At 72.5% G+C, this 24017-nt stretch carries 13 protein-coding genes and 1 pseudogene; 7 read left to right on the top strand and 7 right to left on the bottom strand.

Going from position 1 to position 24017, the window contains the following annotated elements:
- Positions 1-3 precede the first annotated feature (3 nt).
- The 4 genes and pseudogenes from ACLJQE_RS22315 to vanX form a co-directional block, all read left to right on the top strand.
- Positions 4-11211: pseudogene (locus ACLJQE_RS22315) on the top strand (SDR family NAD(P)-dependent oxidoreductase); the annotation flags it as partial.
- Between the two features lie 85 nt (positions 11212-11296).
- A complete protein-coding gene (locus ACLJQE_RS22320) occupies positions 11297-12271 on the top strand; it encodes a D-isomer specific 2-hydroxyacid dehydrogenase family protein (RefSeq protein WP_410641252.1) in 975 nt (324 codons plus the stop codon).
- Positions 12264-13292: a D-alanine--(R)-lactate ligase gene (gene vanA / locus ACLJQE_RS22325; RefSeq protein WP_410641253.1), complete on the top strand. Its 1029-nt coding sequence runs from the start codon at positions 12264-12266 to the stop codon at positions 13290-13292. The genes ACLJQE_RS22320 and vanA overlap by 8 nt, the downstream gene beginning before the upstream one ends.
- Positions 13289-13897, top strand: coding sequence for a D-Ala-D-Ala dipeptidase VanX (vanX, locus tag ACLJQE_RS22330; protein WP_410641254.1), 609 nt, complete (start codon positions 13289-13291; stop codon positions 13895-13897). Before vanA ends, vanX begins: the two co-directional genes overlap by 4 nt.
- 17 nt (positions 13898-13914) lie before the next feature.
- Here the strand turns inward: vanX and ACLJQE_RS22335 are convergent, their stop codons facing one another.
- Entirely contained in the window at positions 13915-15003 is a 1089-nt protein-coding gene (locus tag ACLJQE_RS22335) for a sensor histidine kinase (RefSeq protein WP_410641255.1), read from the bottom strand.
- 10 nt (positions 15004-15013) lie between these two features.
- The gene (locus tag ACLJQE_RS22340) at positions 15014-15691 is read right to left on the bottom strand and encodes a response regulator transcription factor (protein ID WP_410641256.1); all 678 of its coding nucleotides are present in this window, start codon (positions 15689-15691) and stop codon (positions 15014-15016) included.
- Between the two features lie 88 nt (positions 15692-15779).
- Between ACLJQE_RS22340 and ACLJQE_RS22345 the strand changes: the two genes are divergently transcribed.
- On the top strand, positions 15780-16265 hold the full coding sequence (locus tag ACLJQE_RS22345) for a D-alanyl-D-alanine carboxypeptidase family protein (protein ID WP_410641257.1): 486 nt from the start codon (positions 15780-15782) through the stop codon (positions 16263-16265).
- On the opposite strand, the gene ACLJQE_RS22350 is transcribed toward ACLJQE_RS22345, so the two are convergent.
- From ACLJQE_RS22350 to ACLJQE_RS22365, 4 genes are all read right to left on the bottom strand, one after another.
- On the bottom strand, positions 16266-17618 hold the full coding sequence (locus ACLJQE_RS22350) for a CBS domain-containing protein (RefSeq protein WP_410641518.1): 1353 nt from the start codon (positions 17616-17618) through the stop codon (positions 16266-16268). It lies immediately after the preceding gene.
- Positions 17615-18196: a hypothetical protein gene (locus ACLJQE_RS22355; RefSeq protein ID WP_410641258.1), complete on the bottom strand. Its 582-nt coding sequence runs from the start codon at positions 18194-18196 to the stop codon at positions 17615-17617. Before ACLJQE_RS22355 ends, ACLJQE_RS22350 begins: the two co-directional genes overlap by 4 nt.
- The gene (locus ACLJQE_RS22360) at positions 18193-19134 is read right to left on the bottom strand and encodes a ParA family protein (RefSeq protein ID WP_410641259.1); all 942 of its coding nucleotides are present in this window, start codon (positions 19132-19134) and stop codon (positions 18193-18195) included. The genes ACLJQE_RS22355 and ACLJQE_RS22360 overlap by 4 nt, the downstream gene beginning before the upstream one ends.
- A gap of 67 nt (positions 19135-19201) precedes the next feature.
- A complete protein-coding gene (locus ACLJQE_RS22365; RefSeq protein ID WP_410641260.1) occupies positions 19202-20542 on the bottom strand; it encodes a cytochrome P450 in 1341 nt (446 codons plus the stop codon).
- A 225-nt stretch (positions 20543-20767) separates the two neighbouring features.
- Between ACLJQE_RS22365 and ACLJQE_RS22370 the strand changes: the two genes are divergently transcribed.
- Positions 20768-21025, top strand: a complete 258-nt coding sequence (locus tag ACLJQE_RS22370; RefSeq protein ID WP_410641261.1) for a hypothetical protein — start codon at positions 20768-20770, stop codon at positions 21023-21025.
- Entirely contained in the window at positions 21022-23139 is a 2118-nt protein-coding gene (locus tag ACLJQE_RS22375) for a putative bifunctional diguanylate cyclase/phosphodiesterase (RefSeq protein WP_410641262.1), read from the top strand. The genes ACLJQE_RS22370 and ACLJQE_RS22375 overlap by 4 nt, the downstream gene beginning before the upstream one ends.
- Here ACLJQE_RS22375 and ACLJQE_RS22380 read toward each other — a convergent pair.
- Entirely contained in the window at positions 23082-24002 is a 921-nt protein-coding gene (locus ACLJQE_RS22380) for a DMT family transporter (protein WP_410641263.1), read from the bottom strand. The two genes, ACLJQE_RS22375 and ACLJQE_RS22380, sit on opposite strands and share 58 nt — an antisense overlap.
- Between the last annotated feature and the right edge of the window lie 15 nt (positions 24003-24017).

Here is a 24017-nt window from a genome sequence, read left to right on the forward strand (position 1 = left end):
ATGGACAACGAGCAGAAACTTCGCGACTACCTCAAGCGGGCCACGGTCGACCTGCGGGAGAGCCGTCAGCGGGTGCAGGAGCTGGAAGAACGTGCCCACGAGCCGATCGCGATCGTGGGCATGGCCTGCCGGCTCCCGGGCGGTATCGCCTCCCCGGAAGACCTCTGGGAGCTGCTGAGCGCCGGACGTGACGCGGTCGGCCCCTTCCCGGAGGGCCGCGGCTGGGACCTGGAAAAGCTCTACCACCCCGACCCCGCCCAGCTCGGGACCTCGTACGCCCGCGAAGGCGGCTTCCTGTACGAGGCGGACCGGTTCGACGCCGAGTTCTTCGGGATCAGCCCGCGCGAGGCGGCGGCGATGGATCCCCAGCAGCGGTTGCTGCTGGAGACGGCGTGGGAGGCGTTCGAGCACGCGGGCATCGACCCGACGGCGCTGCGGGGCACCCGCACCGGGGTGTACGCGGGCGTCATGTACGACGACTACGGTACCCGGACCCCCCAAGCACCCGAGGACTTCGAGGGCTACCTGCTGACCGGGAGCGCGGGCAGCATCGCGTCGGGCCGGGTGGCCTACACGTTCGGGCTGGAAGGGCCGGCGGTGACGGTCGACACCGCGTGTTCGTCCTCTTTGGTCGCGCTGCACCTCGCCGCGCAGTCGCTGCGTCAGGGTGAGTGCTCGATGGCGCTCGCCGGTGGCGTGACGGTGATGGCGACCCCGGGCACGTTCGTGGAGTTCTCCCGGCAGCGCGGGCTGGCGCCGGACGGGCGGTGCAAGGCGTTCTCCTCGTCGGCGGACGGCACGGGCTGGGCCGAGGGCGTGGGTGTGCTGGTGCTGGAGCGGCTGTCGGACGCCGAGCGCGGCGGGCACCGGGTGCTGGCCGTGGTTCGTGGCTCCGCGGTGAACCAGGACGGGGCGAGCAGCCAGCTGACCGCGCCGAACGGGCCCGCGCAGGAGCGGGTCATCCGGGCCGCGCTGGCCAGTGCGCGGCTGTCGGCGTCCGAAGTGGACGCCGTGGAGGCGCACGGTACGGGTACGCGGCTGGGTGACCCGATCGAGGCGCACGCGCTGCTGGCCACCTACGGCAAGGATCGCGAAGAGCCGCTTCGGCTCGGGTCGCTGAAGTCGAACATCGGGCACACGCAGGCCGCGGCGGGGGTCGCGGGCGTGATCAAGATGGTCATGGCGATGCGCAACGGCGTCCTGCCCTCGACGTTGCACGTGGCCGAGCCGACCCCCGAGGTCGACTGGTCGGCGGGCACGGTGGAACTGCTGACGCAGGCCCGGCCGTGGCCGGCGCTCGACCGTCCACGAAGGACAGGTGTGTCGTCCTTCGGGATCAGCGGGACCAACGCGCACGTGATCCTCGAAGAGGCCCCGCCCGGCCCCGCGGCCGACCCGGAGGTGGTTGCCCGGCAGCCGGAGTTGCGGGCGCCGTGGTTGCTGTCGGCCAAGTCGGAGCCCGCGCTCCGGGCCCAGGCGGGCCGGCTGCTGGCGTGGCTCGCCGACCACCCCGAGGCCGCGGACGCCGATGTCGCCGCCTTCCTCACGACTGGACGCGCTCAGCTGAACCGGCGCGGCGCGGTGCTCGGCGCCGACCGGGCCGGTCTGCTGGCCGGCCTCACCGCGCTGGCCGCGGGCTCGGCGTCCCCGCACGTGGTGTCCGGGGTCGCCACCCCCGGCGAGACGGCCTTCCTGTTCACCGGCCAGGGCGCGCAACGGGCCGGGATGGGCGCCGGGCTGGCGGCCGCGTTCCCGGTGTTCGCCGCGGCCCTCGACGAGCTGTGCCGGGAATTCGATGCCCTGCTCGGGGTTTCGCTGCGCGAGGTGATGTCCGGCGAGGCCGGTGACCGGCTCGACCGGACGGAATTCACGCAGCCCGCGCTGTTCGCGTTCGAAGTGGCGCTGTACCGCCTCTTGGCGTCGTTCGGCGTGACGCCGGACGTGGTGGCCGGGCATTCGATCGGCGAGCTGGCCGCGGCTTATGTGGCCGGAGTGTGGTCGACGGCCGACGCGTGCCGGCTCGTGGCGGCCCGTGGCCGGTTGATGGGCGCGCTGCCGAGCGGGGGAGCGATGCTCGCCGCCGCGGTGCCGGAGGAGCGGGCGCTGGAACTGGCCGCGGCCGGGACGGTCTCGCTGGCGGCCGTGAACGCACCCGCGGCCACGGTCTTTTCCGGTGAGACGGCGGCGATCACCGCACTGGAGGACCGGCTGAAGTCGGAGGGGGTGAAGACGACCCGGCTGTCGGTCAGCCACGCCTTCCACTCGGCGTTGATGGAGCCGATGCTGGCCGAGTTCGCGGAGGTCGCCGCGGGCTTGACGTACCACAAACCACGAATCGCTTTGTGCTCCACGGTTTCCGGCGCCTTCGACGCGGTGGACACGCCCGGGTATTGGGTGCGGCAGGTGCGCGAGGCCGTGCGGTTCGGCCCGGCGGTGCAGTCGCTCGCCGACGCGGGCGTGCGCCGGTTCGTCGAGGTCGGTCCGGACGCGGTGCTGGCCGCGCTGACCCGCCACACGCTGACCGACGAGGTGGCGTCCCGCTCGCTGGTCGCGGCCGCGTCACGGCGTAACGTCGACGAAGCTGGCCAGTTCCTGCAGTTGCTCGCAGCCGCCCACTGCTCGGGCGTCGCCGTCGACTGGACGCCGCTGTCACCGGGACGACCGGTCACCCACCTCGACCTGCCCGGCTACGCCTTCCAGCACCGCCGCTACTGGGTGCAGCCCGACGACGGCGCGCTCGGTGACCTGGGTCGCGCCGGGCTCGCCACGCTCGAGCACCCGATGCTGCGGGTCGCCGCGCCGCTCGCCGGTCGCGACGAATGGCTGTTCAGCGGCCGGCTTTCCACCGGCGACCAGCCGTGGATCGCCGACCACACGGCCTTCGGAGCGGTGCTGCTGCCCGGCACCGGGTTCGTGGACCTCGCGGTGGCCGCGGGCCGCCGCCTGGACCTGCCCGTCGTGGACGAACTCGTGCTGTCGACGCCGCTGCTGTTCGACGGTGCCGCCGCCGTGGACGTCCAGGTCTCGGTGACCGAGCCCGACCACACCGGCCGTCGGCGCCTGTCGATCCACTCGCGGGCCGCCACCGACGAGCCCGAGTGGACGCTGCACGCCACCGGCGTCCTCGCCCCCGCCGACGACGTGACTCCGGTCTGGACCGACCCCGACTGGCCGCCGTCCGACGGCACGCCGATCGACGGCACGCGGCTGTACGACCGGCTCGCCGACCTCGGCTTCGGCTACGGCCCGGGTTTCCAGGGCGTGCGCGCCGCCTGGACCAGTGGTGACGACGTGTTCACCGAGGTGACCCTGGACGAGACGACCGCGGGCCGGGCCGCGGGTTTCGGCGTGCACCCGGCGCTGCTGGACGCGATCTTCCACGCCGCCATCGACGGCCTTGCCGCCGACCTGCCTGACGGCCAGCTGCCGCTTCCGTTCTCCTTCACCGGTGTCCGGGTGTTCCGGTACGGCGCCACGGCGGTCCGCGCCCGCATCAGCCGGCTGGGTTCCGGGAAGGTACGGATCGACGCCTGCGACGCCACCGGCGCTGCGGTGCTGTCGATCGACGCCGTGCTCGCCCGGCCCGCGGACGCGCGCGCTCTCGCCGGTGCCCGCAGCCCGCTCTACGTCCTCGACTGGACGCCGGTGACGGCACCCGCGGTGCCGGATCGGCACCTGGTCGCCTTGGGCCGGCCCGTCGCGGGGTGCAACGAGACGTTCGAGGATGTCGCGGCGCTCGCGGCGGGGGACCACGCAGGCGCGATTGTCTTCTGGGCGCCCGAAACGACGCCGTCGGACGCCGTCCCCGCGGCCATCCGCACCGCCGTGCACAACGCCCTCGCGGTGCTGCGCGACTGGCTCGCCGGACCGGGCTGCGCCGGCTCGACGTTGATCGTGCTGACCCGCAACGGCGCGGGCCTGCCCGGCGAGACGCCGGACCCCGCGGCCGCGGCCGTCCGCGGCCTGGTCCGCAGTGCGCAGTCGGAACACCCGGGGCGCATCGTGAACGTCGACGTCCTCGACGATGCAGACCTGCCCCGGCGGATCGCCGCCGCGGCCGCCACGGACGAACCCCAGCTCGCGATCCGCGGCGATGCCACGTTGGTACCACGGCTGATCCGGACGACCACCGGCGAATCGACCGGCGAGCCATTCGGCGACGGCACGGTCCTGATCACCGGCGGTGCGGGCGGCCTGGCCGCCGTCACCGCACGCCACCTGGTCACCCGGCACGGGGTGCGCCGGCTGCTGCTCGTCTCGCGCCGCGGGCCCGCCGCGCCGGGCGTCGAGGAGCTGGTCACCGAGTTGACCGCGCTGGGCGCCGACGTCCGCGTCGCCGCGTGCGACGTCAGCGATCGCGCCGCGGTCGCCGCGCTGCTGGAATCCGTACCGGCGGACGCACCGCTGACCGCCGTCGTGCACACCGCGGGCGTGGTCGACGACGGCACCGTCGAAACCCTGACCGCCGAGCAGGTGGACCGGGTGCTCGCCCCGAAGGTCGATGCCGCCTGGCACCTGCACGAGCTGACCCGTGACCTGGACCTGTCGGCGTTCGTGCTGTTCTCCTCCGCCGGGCCGCTGCTCGGCGGGCCGGGCCAGGGCAACTACGCGGCCGCGAACGCGGGCCTGGACGCGCTCGCCCAGGCCCGCCGCAGTGCCGGTCTGCCCGCGCATTCGCTGGCCTGGGGGCTGTGGAAGCTCGGCATGGCCGAGGCACTGAACGACCCGGGTGGCGAACAGCTGGTGCGGCAGATCCGCACGCGGCTCGGGCTGGCCCCGATCGAGCCGGACACCGGCATGCAGCTGTTCGACCACGCGCTGGCCACCGGCGAACCGATGCTGCTGACCGCGCTGCTCGACACCCCCGCCCTCACCGCGCTGGGCCGGCTCGGCACGCTGCCCGCGGTGCTGCGCGGCCTGATCCACGTGCCGGCACGCGGCCGGATCGCCGACAGCCCGTTGCGGCAGCGGCTGCTCGACGCCCCCGCCGAGCAGCGGGAAGCGCTGATCCGCACCGAGGTCCGCGCGATCGCCGCCGCGGTCCTCGGCCACGAGTCGGCCGACGCCATCGACCCCGGAACACCGTTCACCGAACTGGGTTTCGACTCGCTCGGCGGCGTCGAGTTCCGCAACAAGGTGACCGCCGCGACCGGTGTCCGGCTGCCGTCCACGCTGGTGTTCGACTACCCGACCACCGCCGCGGTCGCGGGCTTCCTCCGCACCCGCGTCGACGGTTCCGCGCCGGCCCGGCCGGGCCCCGCTTCGACGAGGACCAAGGCCGGGGCCGGCGAGCCGATCGCGATCGTCGGCATGAGCTGCCGGTACCCCGGCGGCGTCGAGAACCCGGACCAGCTCTGGGAACTGATCGCCGGCCGCGTCGACGCGATCACCCCGATCCCGGGCGACCGCGGCTGGGATGTCGAGCACCTCTACGACGCCGACCCCGGCAAACCCGGCAAGATCTACACCCGCGAAGGCGGGTTCCTGCGTGCCGCCGGCGATTTCGACGCCGCGTTCTTCGGGATCGGCCCCCGTGAGGCGGCGGCGATGGACCCGCAGCAGCGGTTGCTGCTCGAGACGTCCTGGGAAGCGCTCGAAGACGCCGGTATCGACCCGGGCTCGCTGCGGGGCAGCGATACCGGCGTGTACGCGGGCGTCATGTACCAGGACTACGGCTACTCGGCGCGCGCGGCTGCCGACGGTGCCGCGGACGGCTACCTGGCGACCGGCTCGGCGGGCAGCGTCGTCTCCGGCCGGGTGTCCTACGCCCTCGGCCTGGAGGGACCCGCGGTGACGGTGGACACGGCGTGTTCGTCGTCGCTGGTGGCGCTGCATCTGGCGGTGCAGGCCCTGCGGGCCGGGGAGGCGTCGCTGGTACTGGCCGGCGGGGTGACGGTGATGGCGACTCCGCTGCTGTTCCAGGAGTTCTCCCGGCAGCGGGCGCTGTCACCGGACGGGCGCTGCAAGCCGTTCTCGAGTGCCGCGGACGGTGTTTCGTGGGCCGAGGGCGTCGGCGTGCTCGCCCTCGAGCGGTTGTCCGACGCGCAGCGCAACGGGCGTCCGGTGCTGGCCGTGATCCGCGGCAGCGCGATCAACCAGGACGGTGCGAGCAACGGCTTGACCGCACCGAACGGCCCGTCCCAGGAGCGGGTGATCGCGCACGCACTGGCCAACGCACGAGTGACCGCGGCCGAGGTGGACGCGGTGGAGGCGCACGGCACCGGCACCACGCTGGGCGACCCGATCGAGGCGCAGGCGCTGATCAACGCCTACGGACAGGATCGGCCCGAGCCGCTGCGGATCGGGTCGCTGAAGTCGAACATCGGGCACGCGCAGGCGGCGGCCGGGGTCGGCGGGGTGATCAAGATGGTGCAGGCGCTGCGGCACGAGGTGCTGCCGCCCACCCTGCACGTCGACGCGCCGTCGCCGCACGTGGAGTGGTCCGCGGGCGCGGTCCGGATCCTGACCGAGGCCGAGCCGTGGCCGGCCGGGGAGCGTCCGCGCCGGGCGGGGGTGTCGTCGTTCGGGATCAGCGGGACCAACGCGCACGTGATCCTCGAAGAGGCGCCCGCGGTCCCGCCGCGGCCGGTCGAGCCACCGCGCCCGGCGGTCACGCCGTTGCTGCTGTCCGCGCGGACGGCGGCCGCGCTGCGGACCCAAGCACGCCGGCTGCACGACGTGCTGCACGAACGTCCGGAGCTCGACCTGACCGATGTCGCGGTGACGCTGGCACTGCACCGCGCGCGGTTCGAGCAGCGCGCCGCCGTCGTGGGTTCGGACCGGGAGACGCTGCTGGCCGGCTTGGCGCGCTTGGCCGCCGATGAGCCGGTCGTGCCCGGCCGGCCGGGCACGACCGCGTTCCTGTTCACCGGTCAGGGCACCCAGCGGATCGGCATGGGCGCCGGGCTGTACCGGGCGTTCCCGGCTTTCGCGGCCGCGCTCGACGAGGTGTGCGCGGAATTCGACACCCACCTGGGGCGTTCGCTGCGGGAGCTGATGTTCGGCGCGACGGACGAGACGCTGCTGGACCGCACCGAGTACGCCCAGCCAGCGTTGTTCGCGTTCGAGGTGGCGATGTACCGCCTGGTCGAGTCGCTGGGCGTGACGCCGGACGTGGTGGCCGGGCACTCGATCGGCGAGCTGGCCGCGGCGTACGTGGCCGGCGTGTGGTCGTTGCCTGATGCGTGCCGGCTCGTCGCGGCCCGCGGCCGGTTGATGGGCGCGCTGCCGGCCGGCGGGAGCATGCTGGCCGCCGCGGTGCCGGAGGCGCGGGCCGTGGAGCTGCTGGCCGATCCGGCGGTTTCGCTCGCCGCGGTGAACGCGCCCGACGCGGTGGTCTTCTCCGGAAGCACCGAGGCGGTGGCGGCGCTGGAGTCGAAGCTGGCGGCCGAGGGCGTCAAGACCAGCAGGCTGCGGGTGAGCCACGCCTTCCACTCCGCCTTGATGGATCCGATGCTGGCCGGGTTCGCGGAGATCGCCGACGGCCTGACCTACCGCGAGCCACGGATACCGTTGTGCTCCACGGTTTCCGGCGCCTTCGACGCGGTGGACACGCCCGGGTACTGGGTCCGGCAGGTGCGTGAGGCCGTGCGCTTCGCCCCGGCGGTGCGGTCACTGCTCGATTCGGGGGTGGGCCTGTTCGTCGAGCTGGGCCCGGACGCGGTGCTGACGGCCATGACCCGCGCCACGCTGGCGGCCGGCCCGGCAGCGCGCGCAACGGTCGTCGCGGGAGCCCGTCGCACCGTCGCCGAACCCGAGCAGCTGGTCACCGCGCTCGCCACCGCGCACTGCGCGGGCGTGCCGGTGCGGTGGGCGGCCTACTTCGGATCCCGGCCGCAGCCCCGGATCCCGCTGCCGGCCTATCCGTTCCAGCACGAACGGTTCTGGCTGCTGCCCGCGGAGCCCGCCGCGCCGCTCGCCGGTGCCGACTCCGCCGACCACCCGCTGCTGCACGCCCGGGTGCAGCTCGCCGGCACGGACGAGTGGCTGTTCACCGGCAGGCTCTCCCTGCGCACGCACCCCTGGCTCGCCGACCACACCGTCCTCGGCACGGTCGTGGTGCCGGGTACCGGATTCGTGGAACTGGCACTGGCCGCCGGGGCCCGGCTCGGCGTGCCGCGCCTGGCGGAACTGGAGCTCGCGGCACCGCTGGCCCTCACGGCCGATGGCACCGCGGACATCCAGCTCGCCGTGGGCGAACCCGACGCCGACGGGCACCGGACCGTGACCGTCCACGCCCGCGAGGCCGATGCCTGGGTGCTGCACGCCCGTGGCCTGCTCACGCCCGCCGCACCGGTCGCGGCGCCGGACTGGGCCCGGGAGTGGCCCCCGGCCGCGGGTGTTCCGGTCGACGGGCCGCAGGTGTACCGCGCGCTCGGTGACCTCGGCTTCGGGTACGGCCCGGTGTTCCAGGGGGTCCGCGCCGTGTGGTCGCGTGGCGAGGAAGTGTTCGCCGACCTGGCGCTCGACCCCGGCGCCGCCGCGCGCGCCACCGCCTTCGGACTGCATCCGGCCCTGCTGGACGCGGTGTTCCACGCGGCGGCCGGCCGGCTCACCGAGGACGGGGTGTCGCTGCCGTTCGCCTTCGACGGTGTCCAGCTGGCCCAGTCCGGCATGGGGGCCTTGCGCGTCCGCATTGCCCGCATCGCCCCGGACACCCTGCGCGTGGACGCGGTCGACGCGACCGGTTCCCTGGTGCTGAGCGTGGATTCGGTGCGGGTCCGGCCGATCGACCGGCAGGCGCTGGCCCGGCTGCGCGGCGCGGCACCGTTGTACGACCTCGAGTGGGTCGACGTGCCTTCAGTATCCAAAGTGGACACAGAGCGCATCGTGGTGCTCGGCGACCCGGCGGAACTCGCCGCGCTGCGGGATGTTCCCGGCACAGTGGTGTGGTCGGCGCCCCGCGGCACCGGCGCGGCGGAAATCCACGCCGGTGTGCTGACGACGCTCACCCTGCTGCAGGGCTGGCTCGCCGCCGAACACCCCGGACGGCTCGCGATCGTGACGCGCCTGGCCGCCGGACTGCCCGGCGAGGAACCCGATCTCGTCGGAGCCGCCGTGGCGGGCCTGGTGCGCAGCGCCCAGTCCGAGCACCCGGGCCGGTTCCTGCTCGTCGACCACGACGGCGACGCCCTGCCGGTCAAGTGGCTCACTGACGCCGTGGCCCAGGACGAGCCGCACACGGCCGTTCGCGAGGGCCGGCTGCTGGCCCCGCGGTTGCAGCCGCTGCCCGCCACCGAACCGGACGTGCCACCGTCGTTCGACAGGGGCACGGTGCTCGTCACCGGCGGGACCGGCGGCATCGGCGCGATCGTCGCCCGGCACCTGGTCACCGCGCACGGCGCACGACGGCTGCTGCTGGCCTCGCGGCGCGGTGAAGCCGCGGACGGCGCCGCCGAACTGGCCGCCGAGCTGACCGGGCTCGGCGCCCACGTCCGGGTCGCGGCGTGCGACGTCACCGAACGCACCGCGGTCGAGGCCCTGCTGGCCGGCATCGACCCCGACGCTCCGCTGACCGCCGTCGTCCACGCGGCGGGCGTCCTGGCCGACGGCACGCTCGACACCCTCACCCCCGAGCAGACGACCCGGGTGCTGGCACCGAAGGTCGATGCGGCCCTGCACCTGCACGAGCTGACCCGCGACCTGGAGCTGTCGGCGTTCGTGCTGTTCTCGTCCGCGGCGCCGTTGCTCGGCGGGCAGGGCCAGGGCAACTACGCCGCCGCGAACAGCGTGCTGGACGCGCTGGCCCGCGGGCGGCGCACTGCGGGCCTGCCCGCGCACTCGCTGGCCTGGGGACTGTGGACCGTCGGCATGGCCGGGCTGCTCGGCGGGGACGGCGGCGAGCAGTACGCCCGCCAGATCCGGGCCCGGCTGGGCCTGCTGCCGATCGACCCGGAGTCCGGGATGGCGTTGTTCGACAACGCGGTCGCGACCGATCGGGCGACGCTGACGACGGCACTGCTGGACACGGCGGCGCTCACCGCGCTGGCCCGCGGCGGCACCCTGCCCGCGGTGCTGCGCGGCATGATCCGGGTGCCCGCGACCGCCGCGAGCACCGAGGTCAGCCTGGTGCGGCGGCTGGCCGCCCTGCCCGACGCCGACCGCGACGGCGTGATCGTGCGGGAGGTGCGCAACGTCGCTTCGGCGGTCCTCGGCCACCTGTCCGGCGACGCGATCGACCCGGGAGCGCCGTTCACCGAGCTCGGGTTCGACTCCCTCGGTGCCGTCGAATTCCGGAACCGGCTCGCGCAGCTGACCGGGCTGACCTTGCCGTCGACGTTGATCTTCGACCACCCGACCGCCGCCGATGTGGCGAAACTGGTGCGCTCGCGGCTCGAGGAAGCCGGGACCGGCGTGGCCGAGCAGGCACCGCCCGGCGTGCGCGGCACGATCACCGACCTCGTGTCGGCGGCGCACCGCCGCGGTGAGCTGGCCGGGGCAATGCCCCTGCTGATCGCGAGTTCGGCGCTGATGACCACGTACTCCGCCGGTGAGGCCGCCGCGCAGCGCCCGGCCGCGCAGCTCCTGGCGCGCGGTGCCACGGCACCGGCCCTGGTCTGCATCCCCTCGTTCCTGGCGGGCTCGGGACCGCACCAGTTCGCCCGCCTGGCCCGCGAACTGGGCGGCGAGCGGCAGGTCAGCGCGGTGCGGCTGCCCGGCATGCGGGCCGGCGACGACCTGCCCCAGACCTGGGCGGCGGCGATCGAGAGCCTCGCCGCGGCCGTCGCGGCGGAACTCGGGCACAGCCCGGTGGCCCTCGTCGGCTATTCGGCCGGTGGTGCGCTCGCCCACGCGGTCGCCCGGCGGCTCGAAGCCGACGGCGCCGAGCTCACCGGGGTCGCGATGATCGACACCTACGCCCCGGAAGACCTCGAACTCAACCGCGTCGTGCTCACCGACGCGCTGGGGCAGATCCTGGCCCGGGACAACGCCCTGATCCCCGTCGACGACCACGGCCTGGTCGCGATGGGCGGCTACGTGCGGATCTTCCCCGAGCGGGAGGCCGAGCCGATCGCCGCGCCGACGCTGAACCTGCGGGCCGCCGTCACGCTGAGCAGCTTCGGCGACGTCGACCCGGTCCCCGCCTGGCAGCACGGTGGACCGGCCGAGCGCATCGAGGCCGATCACTTCTCGATCATCGAGGAACAGGCGGCGGAGACCGCCGCGCACCTCCGGCGCTGGCTCGATTCGCTCGGGGGGCATGCCTCTTGAGGAGAGCTACTGGTCGGTAACTTATCCTCGGTGTATCGGAAAACCCATACGTGCCGGCAACGCCGCGCGCCCTTGACTGGGTGGCATGAGCGAACCGGCACCCGGAATGACCATCTACGGGTGTGAACCCGACGAGGCCGCGCTGTTCCGGGAGCTGGCGCCGCGCTTCGGCGTGACACCGACCATCACGGACGCGCCGGCGTCCGAGGCCAACGCCGGACTGGCGGCCGGCAACCGGTGCGTCAGCGTCGGTCACAAAACGCCGCTCGCGAACGCGGCTCTTCTCGCGCTCAGCCGGGCCGGCGTCGCCTACGTCTCCACGAGGAGCGTCGGCTACGACCACATCGACGTCGAATACGCCGCGAGTGTCGGCATCACCGTCGGGAACGTCGGCTATTCGCCGGACAGCGTGGCCGACTACACGGTCATGCTGATGTTGATGCTCGTGCGGGACGCCAAGTCCGTCATCCGCCGGGCGGACGAACACGACTACCGGCTGAACGACGTGCGCGGGAAAGAACTGCGTGACCTCACCGTCGGGGTGGTCGGAACCGGCCGGATCGGCACCGCGGTCGTCGGCCGGCTGCGCGGTTTCGGCTCTCGCGTGGTGGCGTTCGACAGCTGCCCCCGGGCCGGCGTCGACCACGTCTCCCTTGACGAGTTGCTGCGGCTGAGCGACATCGTCACGTTGCACACGCCGCTCGACGCCGGGACGCACCACCTCCTGGACCGGCGGCGGCTCGAGCTGATGAAGCCCGGTGCGTTCGTCGTCAACACCGGGCGCGGGCCCCTTCTCGATACCGAGGCACTCGTTTCGGCGCTGGAAAACGGCAGGCTGGGCGGCGCCGCGCTGGACGTTCTCGAAGGGGAAGAGGGCATCTTCTACGCGGACTGCCGGGGGCGGCCCGTCGAAAGCGACCTGCTGGTGCGGCTGCAGAAGCTGCCGAACGTGCTCGTCAGCCCGCACACCGCCTACTACACGGACCACGCGCTCGGCGACACCGTCGAAAACTCCATCATCAACTGCCTGAAGTTCGAAAGCGGGGAACGGCATGGATAGGCTCAAGGTCGGGATCGTCTTCGGGGGCTGTTCGGAAGAACACCCCGTCTCCGTGAAGTCCGCGCGGGAGGTCGCGCGGCACCTCGACGCCGGGAAGTACGAGCCGTTCTGGATCGGGATCACGAAGAGCGGCGCCTGGAAACTCTGCGACGGCCCGGAAGAGAACTGGGAAACCGGGCGGACGGTCGTGCTGTCCCCGGACCGGAGCGTCCCCGGGTTGCTGGTCCTCGAAGACGGGAAGTACGAGACGATCGGCCTGGACGTCGTGCTGCCCGTGCTGCACGGCAAGCTCGGCGAAGACGGCGCGATGCAGGGCCTCCTGGAGCTCTCCGGAATCCCGTACGCCGGCTGTGACGTCCCGAGTTCGGCTCTGTGCATGGACAAGTCGCTCGCCTACGTCGTCGCCGGGAGTGCGGGCATCGCCACGCCGAACTTCCGGACCGCGTCGGCGGGCGAGGACGTCGGCGGGCTCACTTACCCCGTCTTCGTGAAGCCGGCCCGGTCCGGTTCGTCCTTCGGCGTCGGCAAAGTGTCCACTGAGGACGAACTGGCGGCGGCGATCGGGGCCGCGGCGCAGTACGACTCGAAGGTGCTGATCGAAGAGGCCGTCGCCGGCAGCGAGGTCGGGTGCGCCGTACTGGGGAACGGTGCGGAGCTGTTCGCCGGTGAGGTCGACCGGATCGCCCTCTCCCACGGCTTTTTCCGGATCCACCAGGAAGACGCCCCCGAGAGCGGTTCCGAGAACTCGACGCCCATCGTGCCCGCCGACGTCCCGGCGGAAACCCGTGCGCGCGTCCAGGAGACGGCGAAGGCCATCTACCGCGCTCTCGGGTGCCGGGGGCTGGCCCGCGTCGACATGTTCCTGAAGGAGGACGGCACGGTGGTCCTCAACGAGGTCAACACCCTGCCCGGCCTGACGTCGTACAGCCGCTACCCCCGGATGATGGCGGCCGCCGGGGTACCGCTGCCGGAGTTGCTCGACCGGCTGGTTTCGCTGGCCCTGACCGGAAAATCCCGATGAACGACGACTTCGCCTTCGTGGACGAGCTGGTGCCGGGCATCCGCTGGGACGCCAAGTACGCCACCTGGGACAACTTCACCGGCAAACCGGTGGACGGGTACCTGGTCAACCGGATCGCCGGCACGAAGACCTTGTGCGCGGCACTGGGAGAGGCGCAGGAGAAGGCCGCGTCCCTCGGCTTCGGCCTGCTGCTCTGGGACGGCTACCGCCCGCAACGCGCCGTCGACTGCTTCCTGCGCTGGATCGACCAGCCGGAGGACGGCCGGACGAAGCTGTGGCACTACCCGAACATCGACCGGGCCGCGATGTTCGCCAAGGGCTACGTGGCGGCGAGGTCGGGCCACACCCGCGGCAGCACCGTCGACCTGACCCTCTACCACCTGGACACCGGCGAACTGGCCGCCATGGGCGGCGGCCACGACCTGATGGACCCGAGCTCCCACCACGACGCCCGCGGCATCCCGCAAGCCGCCGCCGTCAACCGCAGCTGCCTCCGGTCCGTCATGGAGGGGTGCGGATTCGCCGCGTACGAACGCGAATGGTGGCACTACGGCCTGAAGGACGAGCCCTACCCGGACACGTACTTCGACTTCCCCATCGCGTAGCGACGGGAGGTTCCGGCTCAGTGCGATCGCCGCGCGGCGCGGTGGGCCGGTGCGGCGGGCAGCCGGACGGTGACGCGGAGGCCGCCGGCCGGTCGTGGGGTGAGGGTGAGTGTTCCGTCGTGGGCGTGGGTGATGCTCTTGACGATGGCCAGGCCGAGGCCGACGCCCGCCTGGTCGGTGCGGATGCGCTCGGTGCCGCGCTGGAACGGCTCGGCGAGGGTGGCGACCAGGGGCGGCGGGAGGTGCTCGCCGGTGTTCTCGACGGTGAGCGCCACGGTCCCGGCCCGGCCGCCGGTCGTGACCCAGACCGCGCCCTGCGCAGGCAGGTTGTGGACGATCGCGTTGTGCACCAGGTTCGTCGTCAGCTGCAGCAGGAGTGCCGGTGAGCCGAGTGCGGAGGCGGCGTCGCCGGACGTCTCGATGGTGACATCCCGCTTCTCGGCCAGTGGCAGCAGCGTTTCGGCGGCTTCCTCCGCGAGCAGGGACAGGTCGACGTGGTCGCGGTGGAAGGCCCGTTGTTCGGCGCGGCTGAGCAGCAGCAGGGCTTCGGTCAGTTCGATCGCCCGGGTGTTGACCACCCGGAGCCGTTCGTCGAGTTCGCCGGTGGGGCGCTCGGGGTCGTTGAGGGCGACGTCGAGCAGGCTCTGCGTGATCGCCAGCGGGGTGCGCAGTTCGTGGGACGCGTTGGCGGCGAACCGGCGTTGTTCGGCGACGTGCGCCTCGAGCCGCGCGAGCATGGTGTCGAAGGCGTCGGCGAGCTCGCGGAACTCGTCGGTGCGGCCGGGCAGCCGGATGCGGTGGGAGAGCGAGCCGGTCGCGGCGACGCGCGTGGCGTCGGTGATGCGCGTCAGCGGGTCGAGCATCCGGCCCGCGAGGAGCCAGCCGCCCAGGAGCCCGAACACCAGCAGGGCGACCAGCACCCCGGCCATGAACGGCGCGAAGCCGCGGACGAGGAGCGACCGGTTGATCCAGAAGTTGCCCTCGGTGATGATCCAGCCCTTGGGCAGGAAGTACAGGTAGAACACGAGCACGGCCGCGAGCAGCAGGCTGCCGGCGAGCATGACGAACCCGGCGTAGCTGAGGGTGAGCTTGAGGCGGGCGCTCAAGCCGGGTTCCCTATCCACGGTGCTCGTCCCCGGTGTCGATGCGGTAGCCGACGCCGGGCACGGTGGCGATGATCCCGGGTTCGCCGAGCCGCTTGCGCAGCACGGAAACCGTGATGCGCACGGCGTTGGTGAACGGGTCCGCGTTCTCGTCCCAGGCCCGCTCCAGCAGTTCTTCGGCGCTGATCACGCCGCCGCCGGCCGCGACGAGGACTTCGAGCACGGCGAACTGCTTGCGCGTCAGCGCCACGTACCGGCCGTCGCGGTAGACCTCGCGGCGGAACGGATCGAGGCGCAGCCCGGCGATTTCGTGCACCGGTGGCCGGTTGTGCGCGCGCCGGCGGTCGAGGGCGCGGAGCCGGAGCACGAGTTCCCGCAGCTCGAACGGCTTCGTGAGGTAGTCGTCGGCGCCGAGGCCGAAGCCGGTGGCCTTGTCGTCGAGCCGGTCGGCCGCGGTCAGCATGAGGATCGGCAGGCCGCTGCCGGAGGCGACGATGTGCCGGGCGATCTCGTCGCCGGACGGGCCGGGGATGTCGCGGTCCAGCACGGCGATGTCGTAGGTGTTGACGCTCAGCAGTTCCAGCGCGGTGTCGCCGTCGCCGGCGGTGTCCGCCGCGATGGCTTCCAGCCGGAGGCCGTCGCGGATGGCGTCGGCCAGGTAGGGCTCGTCCTCGACGATCAAGACACGCACCCCGCCGATGCTACGAGCGGGGGCATATCGGGCGCATATCGGAAAGCGCGTACGTGCCGGCAACACCGCGCGGCCTTGACTGGCGGCCATGACCTCCAGCCAACGCACGTCACGGCGCACCCTCGGCACGGGACACGGCGCCGTCCCGGACGGCCTGCCGGTCTTCGACGACGAGTCCCCGGCCGTGGCCAACCTCGATCCCGACCTGCTCGACGCCCTGCGCCGGGCCGCGGCGGACGCCGCGGCCGACGGGGTGGCGTTCGTCGTCAACGGCGGCTGGCGCTCCTGGGCGTACCAGGAGCAGCTACGGCGTCAGGGCATCGCGAAGCACGGCTCGGAAGCGGCAGCGGCCCGCTGGGTGACCACCGCGGACAAGTCCGCGCACGTGCGCGGGCAGGCGGTCGACATCGGCCCGCCCGCGGCCCGGGAATGGCTGGCCGAACACGGCGCCCGGTACGGGCTGTGCCAGATCTACCGCAACGAACCGTGGCACTACGAACTGCGGCCCGAAGCCGTCGAACACGGGTGCCCGCCGATGTACGCCGACCCGTCGCAGGACCCGAGGATGCGGTAGTCAGGCCGGGCCGCGGTAGCGGTGCAGCAGCATGGTGAAGTTCCGCAGCTTCTCGACCGCGTCTTCGGACACCGGGTCCGGGTGGAAGTGCATCACGCTGTTGCGGATCTGCCGGATCCGGTCCAGGCGGAAGATGAACCGCTGCCGGTCCAGCGGCCAGCCGAGCCGGTCCCAGACGTCCTTGTTCTCCAGGATCCGCTGGTAGTCGCCGAAGGCCAGCTGGTCGAAGTTCTCGATCGTCCGGCCGCACAGCGGCTGGACGGTCGGGATGTCCAGCGCGCACCGCAGGATCCAGCGGAGCGTCTGGTCCAGCTCGCCCAGCTGGAAGAACGGGGTGGCCATCTCGCCGTAGCGCCGGGCCACGTCGGCGGTCGTGACGATGCCCATCACGGCCCGGCCTTCGTTCGTGACGAGCACGAACTCGCGCTGCTGCAGGGTGGGCAGGACGTCGAACAGGTCGCGGTCGTAGGCGACGACCTCGGCGCGGACGATCGCGTCGGCGACGGTAGCGTCGGGTTTCCGGTGCATGGCCTGCGCGATGGAGCGCCACGTCACGGCGCCGCGGGGGTTGCGCGGGCCGCTCAGCACGGCGAGCTGCGAGAAGTCGTTGAGGAGCATTTCGGTGATCGCTTCCTCGAGCGAGCTGTTGGGCCCGACGGACGCCACGCCGTCGAGCGGGGTCAGGTTGCCCACCGTCAGGCGGACGTCCAGGTCGCCGCCGCCTTCGTCGTCTTCGGTGGCCGGCAGGACGTCGGCGGTCGCCGTCTCCTCGGGCTCGTCCGGCGGCGTCGTCAGGGAGACGAGGGTGTCGAGGGTGACCGCGCGGAAGCCGGGGGACGTCACCAGCCCGTGGTTGGCGAGGTCCGCTTCGATCTGGTTGACCTGGTCCCCGCGGTCGGTCGCGCCCCACAGCTTGAGGAGCTCGCGGACGGTGATGCGCTCGGGATCCTCCTGGTCGGCGCGGGTGCGGGCCTGCCGCAAGCGCTCGTGGACGCGCTGCGGCGCGCGGTCTTCGGGCTGCCGGCCGGCGGTCGTGATCGCCCGGTCGAGGAACTCCTGGCGCACCGCATCCAGCAGGCGTCGCTCGTCCACCACCACCCAGGCCCGCCACCCGTCGACCGCGCGCATCCCGGCGGCCACCATCGCCGCGCGGGAGGGCGACCGGAACTCCTCTCCGTCGGGTTCCAGCCGGATCCGGCCCGCGGCGGTGACCGTCGCGTCGAAGGTGTCGCCGATGCGCTTGCGCTCGAACCGGAGCTTCGCGCCGGCCTTGAGCAGGCCGGCTTCCAGCAGGTCCGGCACCGTGACGCGGCGGCCGCCGATCAGGTGCATCGAACGGCCCTCGCCGGTCACCACTTCCGCAGCCCGGCGAACTTGCGCCGGGCACCGATGGCCTGTTTGAGCACCCGCCTCTTCAGTTCCTTCTGGCTCAGCCGCTCCACCCGCGTGAGCTGCAGCGCGGCGGCGACGGCGAGCAGGCTGTCCCGATCGAGCCGCTGGGCCTCCAGGTAGGCGGCGCCTTCGGCCTCGGTTTCGGTTTCCCGCAGGTGCGTGGCGATGGCGGCGGCGTCGACGTCCGGCCTCGCGGTGACCGGGGGCGGCGGACCGGCGACCGGCCGCGGAGCAGCGGGTGCCGGTGGCGGTGGCGGCTCGGCCGGAGGTGCGGCGGAGCCGTGGCCGGTGAGCAGTTCGATGAGCTGGGGCTTGGTGAGCTTGCTGTACGGGCCCAAGCGGCGTTGCCTGGCCAGCCCTTTCAGTTTGTCCACCGTCAGCGCCCGAAGATCCGGTGGCGCCGGGGGAGCCTCGGCCGCGCCGGCCACGGTCAGCTGCGCCGTGCCGTCGAGGATCGCTTCCAGCGTGGCCTCGTCCTGGTGCCCCAGGAACTCGTACACCCGGGCCTGCAGGGCGGCGAGCCGCTTCAGGTCGTTCACGGACGGCCACCGGCCGGCGAAAGGGCGCCGAGGACTTCGTCGGCGAGCTCGTCGAACTCCCGCACGACCTCGTCCCGCCCGGTGGCGCGCAGCATGGCGGGGACGCCGGTCTCGCCGGCGTCCCCGAAGTGGCGGGGGCTGTTGCGGATGTGGCTCTTCAGCACCGGAACCTGGGAGTTCACCAGCACTTCCTGGATGTAGCCCTGCTGGGCGGCCGTCACCTGCTGGGAGTAGATCTGCACCATGGTGAACACCACGCCGAGGAACTCGGGTTCGATCGGCTCGTGCTCCCGGTCGCCGCCCTTGTGGTGGACGAAGTCGTTGAACTGCTGCACCAGGCCGGTGCAGTTGCCGACCAGGTAGTCCAGCCCCAGGGTGGACAGGTAGTCCGCCTTGGCCGGGACGAGGATCCGCTCGCTCGCCACGATCGCCGTCTTGGTGACGAGGCCGAAGTTCGGGGCGCAGTCGATGAGGACCAGGTCGTACTCGGCGAAGAAGCTGTCGGCAAGGGCCTGCCGCAGGCACCCGTGCAGGTCCAGGAACCGCCGCTTCGACCCGTCGAGGGTGGTGGTCCCGCCGAGCAGCGCGGCGAGCTCGAGGTCGATGTCGATGAGGCCGAGGTGGGAGGAGATCAGGTCGAGCCGCCCGCCGGTCCCGGCGAGGACGTCGTTCACCCGTTCCGGCGACACGACGAGGCGGGGCAGCGGGATGTCCCGGCCGGGCAGCTCGGCGCCGTACCACTGCTTGATCGTCCGGTGGTCCGCCAGGCGTTCGTGCCAGTCGTCGATCGAGAAGAACGAGAAGGTGAGGTTGGTCTGCGGGTCGAGGTCGAGCAGGAGGACCCGCAGACCGCGGCTCGCCGCCACCGCCCCGAGGTTCGCGGTCAGCGTCGTCTTCCCCACGCCACCCTTGTAGTTCATGACCGCCACGACCCGCATGCGCACTCCCCGGTGGTCTCGTACCTGGGGCCCGTTTGTATTACGCGGGCGGCCGGCCCGGCACGAATCACCGGCAACTGTCCGGGAACTGTCCAGGAACTGGCCGGTGCCGGCGGGGGACCACCGTCATCGGCAGGCTTTCGGGGTACGCGGCGGAGGTGAACTTCACCCGGACCGGCTTGCCCGGCACCGGGACCAGCCGCCACTGCGCTGCCACGGTGGCCACCGTGATGACGATTTCGTTCTGCGCGAAGCGGTTCCCGATGCACTGCCGGGTGCCCGCGCCGAACGGGACGAACGCGCCCTTCGGGATCGCGGCCGCCCGGTCCGGGGCCCAGCGGTCCGGGTCGAACCGGTCCGGGTCGGGGAACGATGCGGGGTCGTGGTGGAGTGCGTGCGGGCTGACGATCACCTCGGCGCCCTCCGGCAGGCGGACTCCGCCGAGGTCGACTTCGGTGAGCGTGCGCCGCATCAGCATCCAGAGCGGGTACTGCCGCAGAACCTCGTCGACCACCTGCCGGACGTACGTCAGCCGGGGGAGGTCGTCGATGGTGACCGGGCGGCCGCCGAGCACCTCGTCGAGCTCGGCGTGCACCCGGGCCTCGATGCCCGGGTGCCGTCCGAGCTCGTGGAACGTCCAGGCCAGCGCCAGTGCCGTCGTCTCGATGCCGGCGGTGAGCAGGGTCAGTGCCTCGTCCCGCGCCTGCTCGTCGGTCATGCCCGCCAGCAGCAACGTCGAAAGCAGGTCGCCGTGGTCGGTGCCGGCGCGCCGCCAGTCGCGGATCACCTCCACGACGATCGCCTGCATCCGGGCGATCGCCTCGTCGAACCGCCGGTTCCCGGGCACCGGGAGCTTCTCGACGAACTTGGGCGACAACGCGCGAATCATTCCCTGCTGGATGATCACGTAAATCGACCGGCGGGCTTCGTCGACCGCCGCTTTTCCCAGCTCGGTGGAAAACAGGGCCTCGCCGACGATCGTCACCGCGAGGCTCTGCATGTCGTCGTCGATCTTGCGCACTTCGCCCGCTCGCCACGAGCCGCTCAGGTCCGCCGCCGCGCGCCGCATGATCGCCGCGTACTCGGCCAAGCGGTCGCGGTGGAACGCCGGTTGCATCAGCCGGCGTTGCTGCAAGTGGAAGTCCCCGTTCGAAAGCACCAAGCCATTTCCGATGAACGGCCGGAACTTGTCGAACATGGCCCCCTTGCGGAACTTCGATCCCTCGTTGACCAGCACTTCGTGCGTCAATCGCGGACTCGTGACGAAGTAGACGGGCGCCGGGCCGAGAGAGAGCTTCACGATCTCGCCGTGCGCGGGCAATGCGTCGGTGAATGCGAAACGCTGCCGGAGGAGTGCCGGCGTGTGCCCGAGAAAAGGCCACCGGCCCGGTGCGACCGGCACGCTCATGCGTAGTCCTCGTTGCGCCATTGTGTGGATTTCCCGGGGAGACGGCCCACGGTAGGCGCGTCCGGTCGAACCGGACAGTGCCCGATCGGGTGGTGTGGGCTCACGCGGATGGCCCAGTAGCCGAGCCGCGGGGAATCGCTAAGCTCTTTCCGGTCCGACTGACTGAGGCTTGTTCCGGCTCGGCCTGCCGACGACTCGACAAGTCTTACCGAGAAGGTGTTCTCCGTGACACGATCACCGGAATGGTTGCCACCGGGTTCCGGTATCGCCATGCCCGGCTGCGCCTGGTCTCGCGGCTTCGTGCGCGGTGGCGCCGCCGAAGAAGCGGTGATCAAGGAAATCCGCAGTCCCGATCCGGTGCGGGCCGGGGTTTCCGCGCTTTCCGCCGGATTCGATATCGTCGAACCCGGATTGGCGGGCCGCGCCGAACCTGCCCGCCGGAATCGCCCGCGAGATCTGATGCGGATATCCCCATGCCGATGATCGAACCCCAGCCGGACCAGCCCGCCGCCCCCGATGCGGACCGCGGCCGGACCGTGCTCGCCCGGAAATGGGCGTACCGGCTCAGCGGCGTGACGGTCGTGTCGCTGAGCCGGGAGGAGCTCGACGTGGAGCTGCACGACCTGCTCGGCACGCTCTGCGACTCCCTGCACCGCGCGTCCCCGGACCTGATCCCGGCCGAGCGGATCGGCGCGCGGCTGGTCTCGCTCGGCTACCTCGGCGAGCCCGGGCTGCGGTGCACGCTCGAGGTCCTCGGGAAGGGCCTGCCCGCGCTGCCCGAGCTCCGCGACGTCGACGGCGCCGCCGACCGGGTGGTGGCGGCGCTGAGCGCGCTGTCCTGCGGCTTCCTGCTCGCGCACGAGCGCAGCGTCCTCGACCAGCAGGAGATCATGCACCTGTCGCTGCTCAAGGCGGTGCGGGATGCCCAGTGGAACCTCAGGCAGAGCGAAGCCCGGTTCGACGAGGTGGTGACGTCGTCGGCGAGCGGCATCGCCGTCGTCGCGCTCGACGGCCGGATCGTGCGGGCCAACGCGGCGCTGGCCGAGATGCTCGGGCACCCGGCGGGCGAGCTGGCCGGCTCGGTGCTGTACGACGTCGTCCACCCCGACTCCGTCGAAGTGCTCCGCGACGCGATGATCGCGCTCCTGGGCGGCGGCAAGGAGCGGATCCGGCAGTCGGAGCGGCTGCTGCGCAAGGACGGCGACGTCGTCCGCATCTCGCTCACCGCGTCGCTGCTGCGCGACGCCGAAGACCGGCCGTCCCACTTCGTCGTCGTGATCGAGGACGGCACCGAGCTGATGCTGCTGCAGGGCGAGCTGAGCCGCCAGGCACTGCACGACGTCCTCACCGGGCTGCCGAACCGCCAGTACTTCGGCACCCACCTGGAGACAGTGCTGCGGCGCGCCGACCCGGCTTACGGCGTCACGCTGTTCCACGTCGACCTCGACGCGTTCGGCATGGTCTGCAACAGCCTCGGCCGCCGGGTCGGCGAGCAGCTGCTGGTGCACTTCGCGCAGCGGCTGAAGGCGGTGATGGCCCGCGAAAACGCCATGATCGCGCGGTTCCACAGCGACGAGTTCGGCATCCTGGTGGAGAACACGGCGTCGACGCCCGCCATCGACACCATCGTGCGCGCGATCAACGACGAACTCGCCGAGCCGTTCTTCGTCGACGGCCACGGGCTCGCGCTGTCGGCCAGCGCCGGGGTGGTGCACCGGCCGGCGAAGGGCATCGATCCGGTGGAGCTGCTGCGCCAGGCGGACCAGACGCTGCGGCGCGCCAAGGAGCGGCGGCGCGGCCAGTGGCGGATGTTCGACCGGGAGGCCGACGCCCACGACCGGCGGACGCAGGCGGTGGCCGTCGGCATGGCCGGGGCCTGGGAACACGGCGAGATCGACGTGCGGTACCGGCCGATGGCGCGGCTGGCGGACGGCACAGTCGCCGGCCTCGAAGCCCGCCTGCACTGGAGCCGCCCGGACGACACGGCGCTTTCGCACGAGTGCTGCGTCGAGCTCGCCGAGCCGACCGGGCTCACGCTCCCGCTCGGCGACTGGCTGCTGCGCGCGGCCGGCCGTCAGGGCGCGTGGTGGCGGCAGCGTGCGGCGTTCGACCTCCCGATGGTCGCCGCGCTGACCGGGAACCAGGCGTCGGACGACGCGCTCGGCACGCGCGTGACGCGACTGCTGCGGGACTGCGGCCTGCCGCCCGAGCAGCTGCTGCTCGGCGTCCCGGCCGGGGCGCTCCCGGTGGCCGGCGTCATCGACAACGTCATCGCGCTGACCGACCTCGGGGTGCACGTCATGCTCGACGAGTTCGGGCTGGGGCCCGACGACCTCCGGGCGATCGAGGACCTGCCGGTCGACATCGTGCGGGTCGACCGGCGGCTCGCGGAGTGGCAGGCGTGGACGGACTCGACGTTCCTCGGCGCACTGGTGCCGCTGGTCCGGCAGGTCGGCGCGACGCTCGTCGTCGACGGGATCCACACCGAAGACCAGGCGAACTGGTGGCACCAGGCCGGTGCGGACCTGGCGACGGGCGACTACTTCGGGGTGGCCAGGCCGCCTGCCGAGCTGGCCGGGCAGTTCGCCGGTACCTGAGGCTGCCACCGGGTCAGGCCGACGGCGACCAGCACGATCGCCATGCCGCCGAGGATCCGGGGCGTCAGCGGTTCGCCGAGGAAGAGCGCACCGAGCCCGACCGACACCACGGGCAGCAGGTAGCCGACCGTCGCGGCGGCGGTCGGGCCTTCCTCGGAGAGGATCCGGTAGTTGAGGTAGAAGGTGATCCCGGTGCCGAAGATGCCGAGGATCGTCACCGCGACGACGGCGGTGAGCGTCAGGTGCGGTGCCGTGGTAGAGATCGGCAGCGCGAGGGCGGTCAGCCCGGTGGCGGTCAGCAGCTGCGCGGCCGACAGCGCGAGCGGAGCGCCGTCCGGCGGCAGTTTCCGTGCCATGTAAGCGAACGCGATGGCGTAGCTGAGACCGGCGGCGAGCAGGGCCAGCCCGCCCGTGCTCAACAGCCCCGATTGCCGCCAGGGCGCGAAGATCACGACGATGCCGCCGAAGCCGAGGGCCAGCCCGAGCAGCCGCGCGGGGTTGAGCCGCCGTTCCGTCCCGAGCGCGACGCCGATCAGCAGCGACCACAGCGGGGTGGTGGCGTTCATCACGCCGGCGATCCCGGAGTCGACGGTGCGTTCCCCGATGCCGAACAGCGCGAACGGCAGCGCGTTGCAGAAGAACGCGGCGACGACCAGCCGCGCCCAGGTCCCCCGGTCCCGCGGCAGCCGCTGCCGGGCCGCGAACGCCAGGCCCAGCAGCGTCAGGGCGCCGAGTGCGCACCGGACGAGGGTGAGGTGGATGGGGCTCAGCCCGGTCAGGGCCAGCTTGATCCAGAGGAAGCCCGAGCCCCACAGCAGGGCCAAGACCACCATGCGCGCCAAGGCGCCCCGTCCACCGTTCATGTCACCCACGGTGCC

The sequence above is a fragment of the Amycolatopsis sp. lyj-346 genome (assembly GCF_046548975.1).
GTDB lineage: Bacteria > Actinomycetota > Actinomycetes > Mycobacteriales > Pseudonocardiaceae > Amycolatopsis.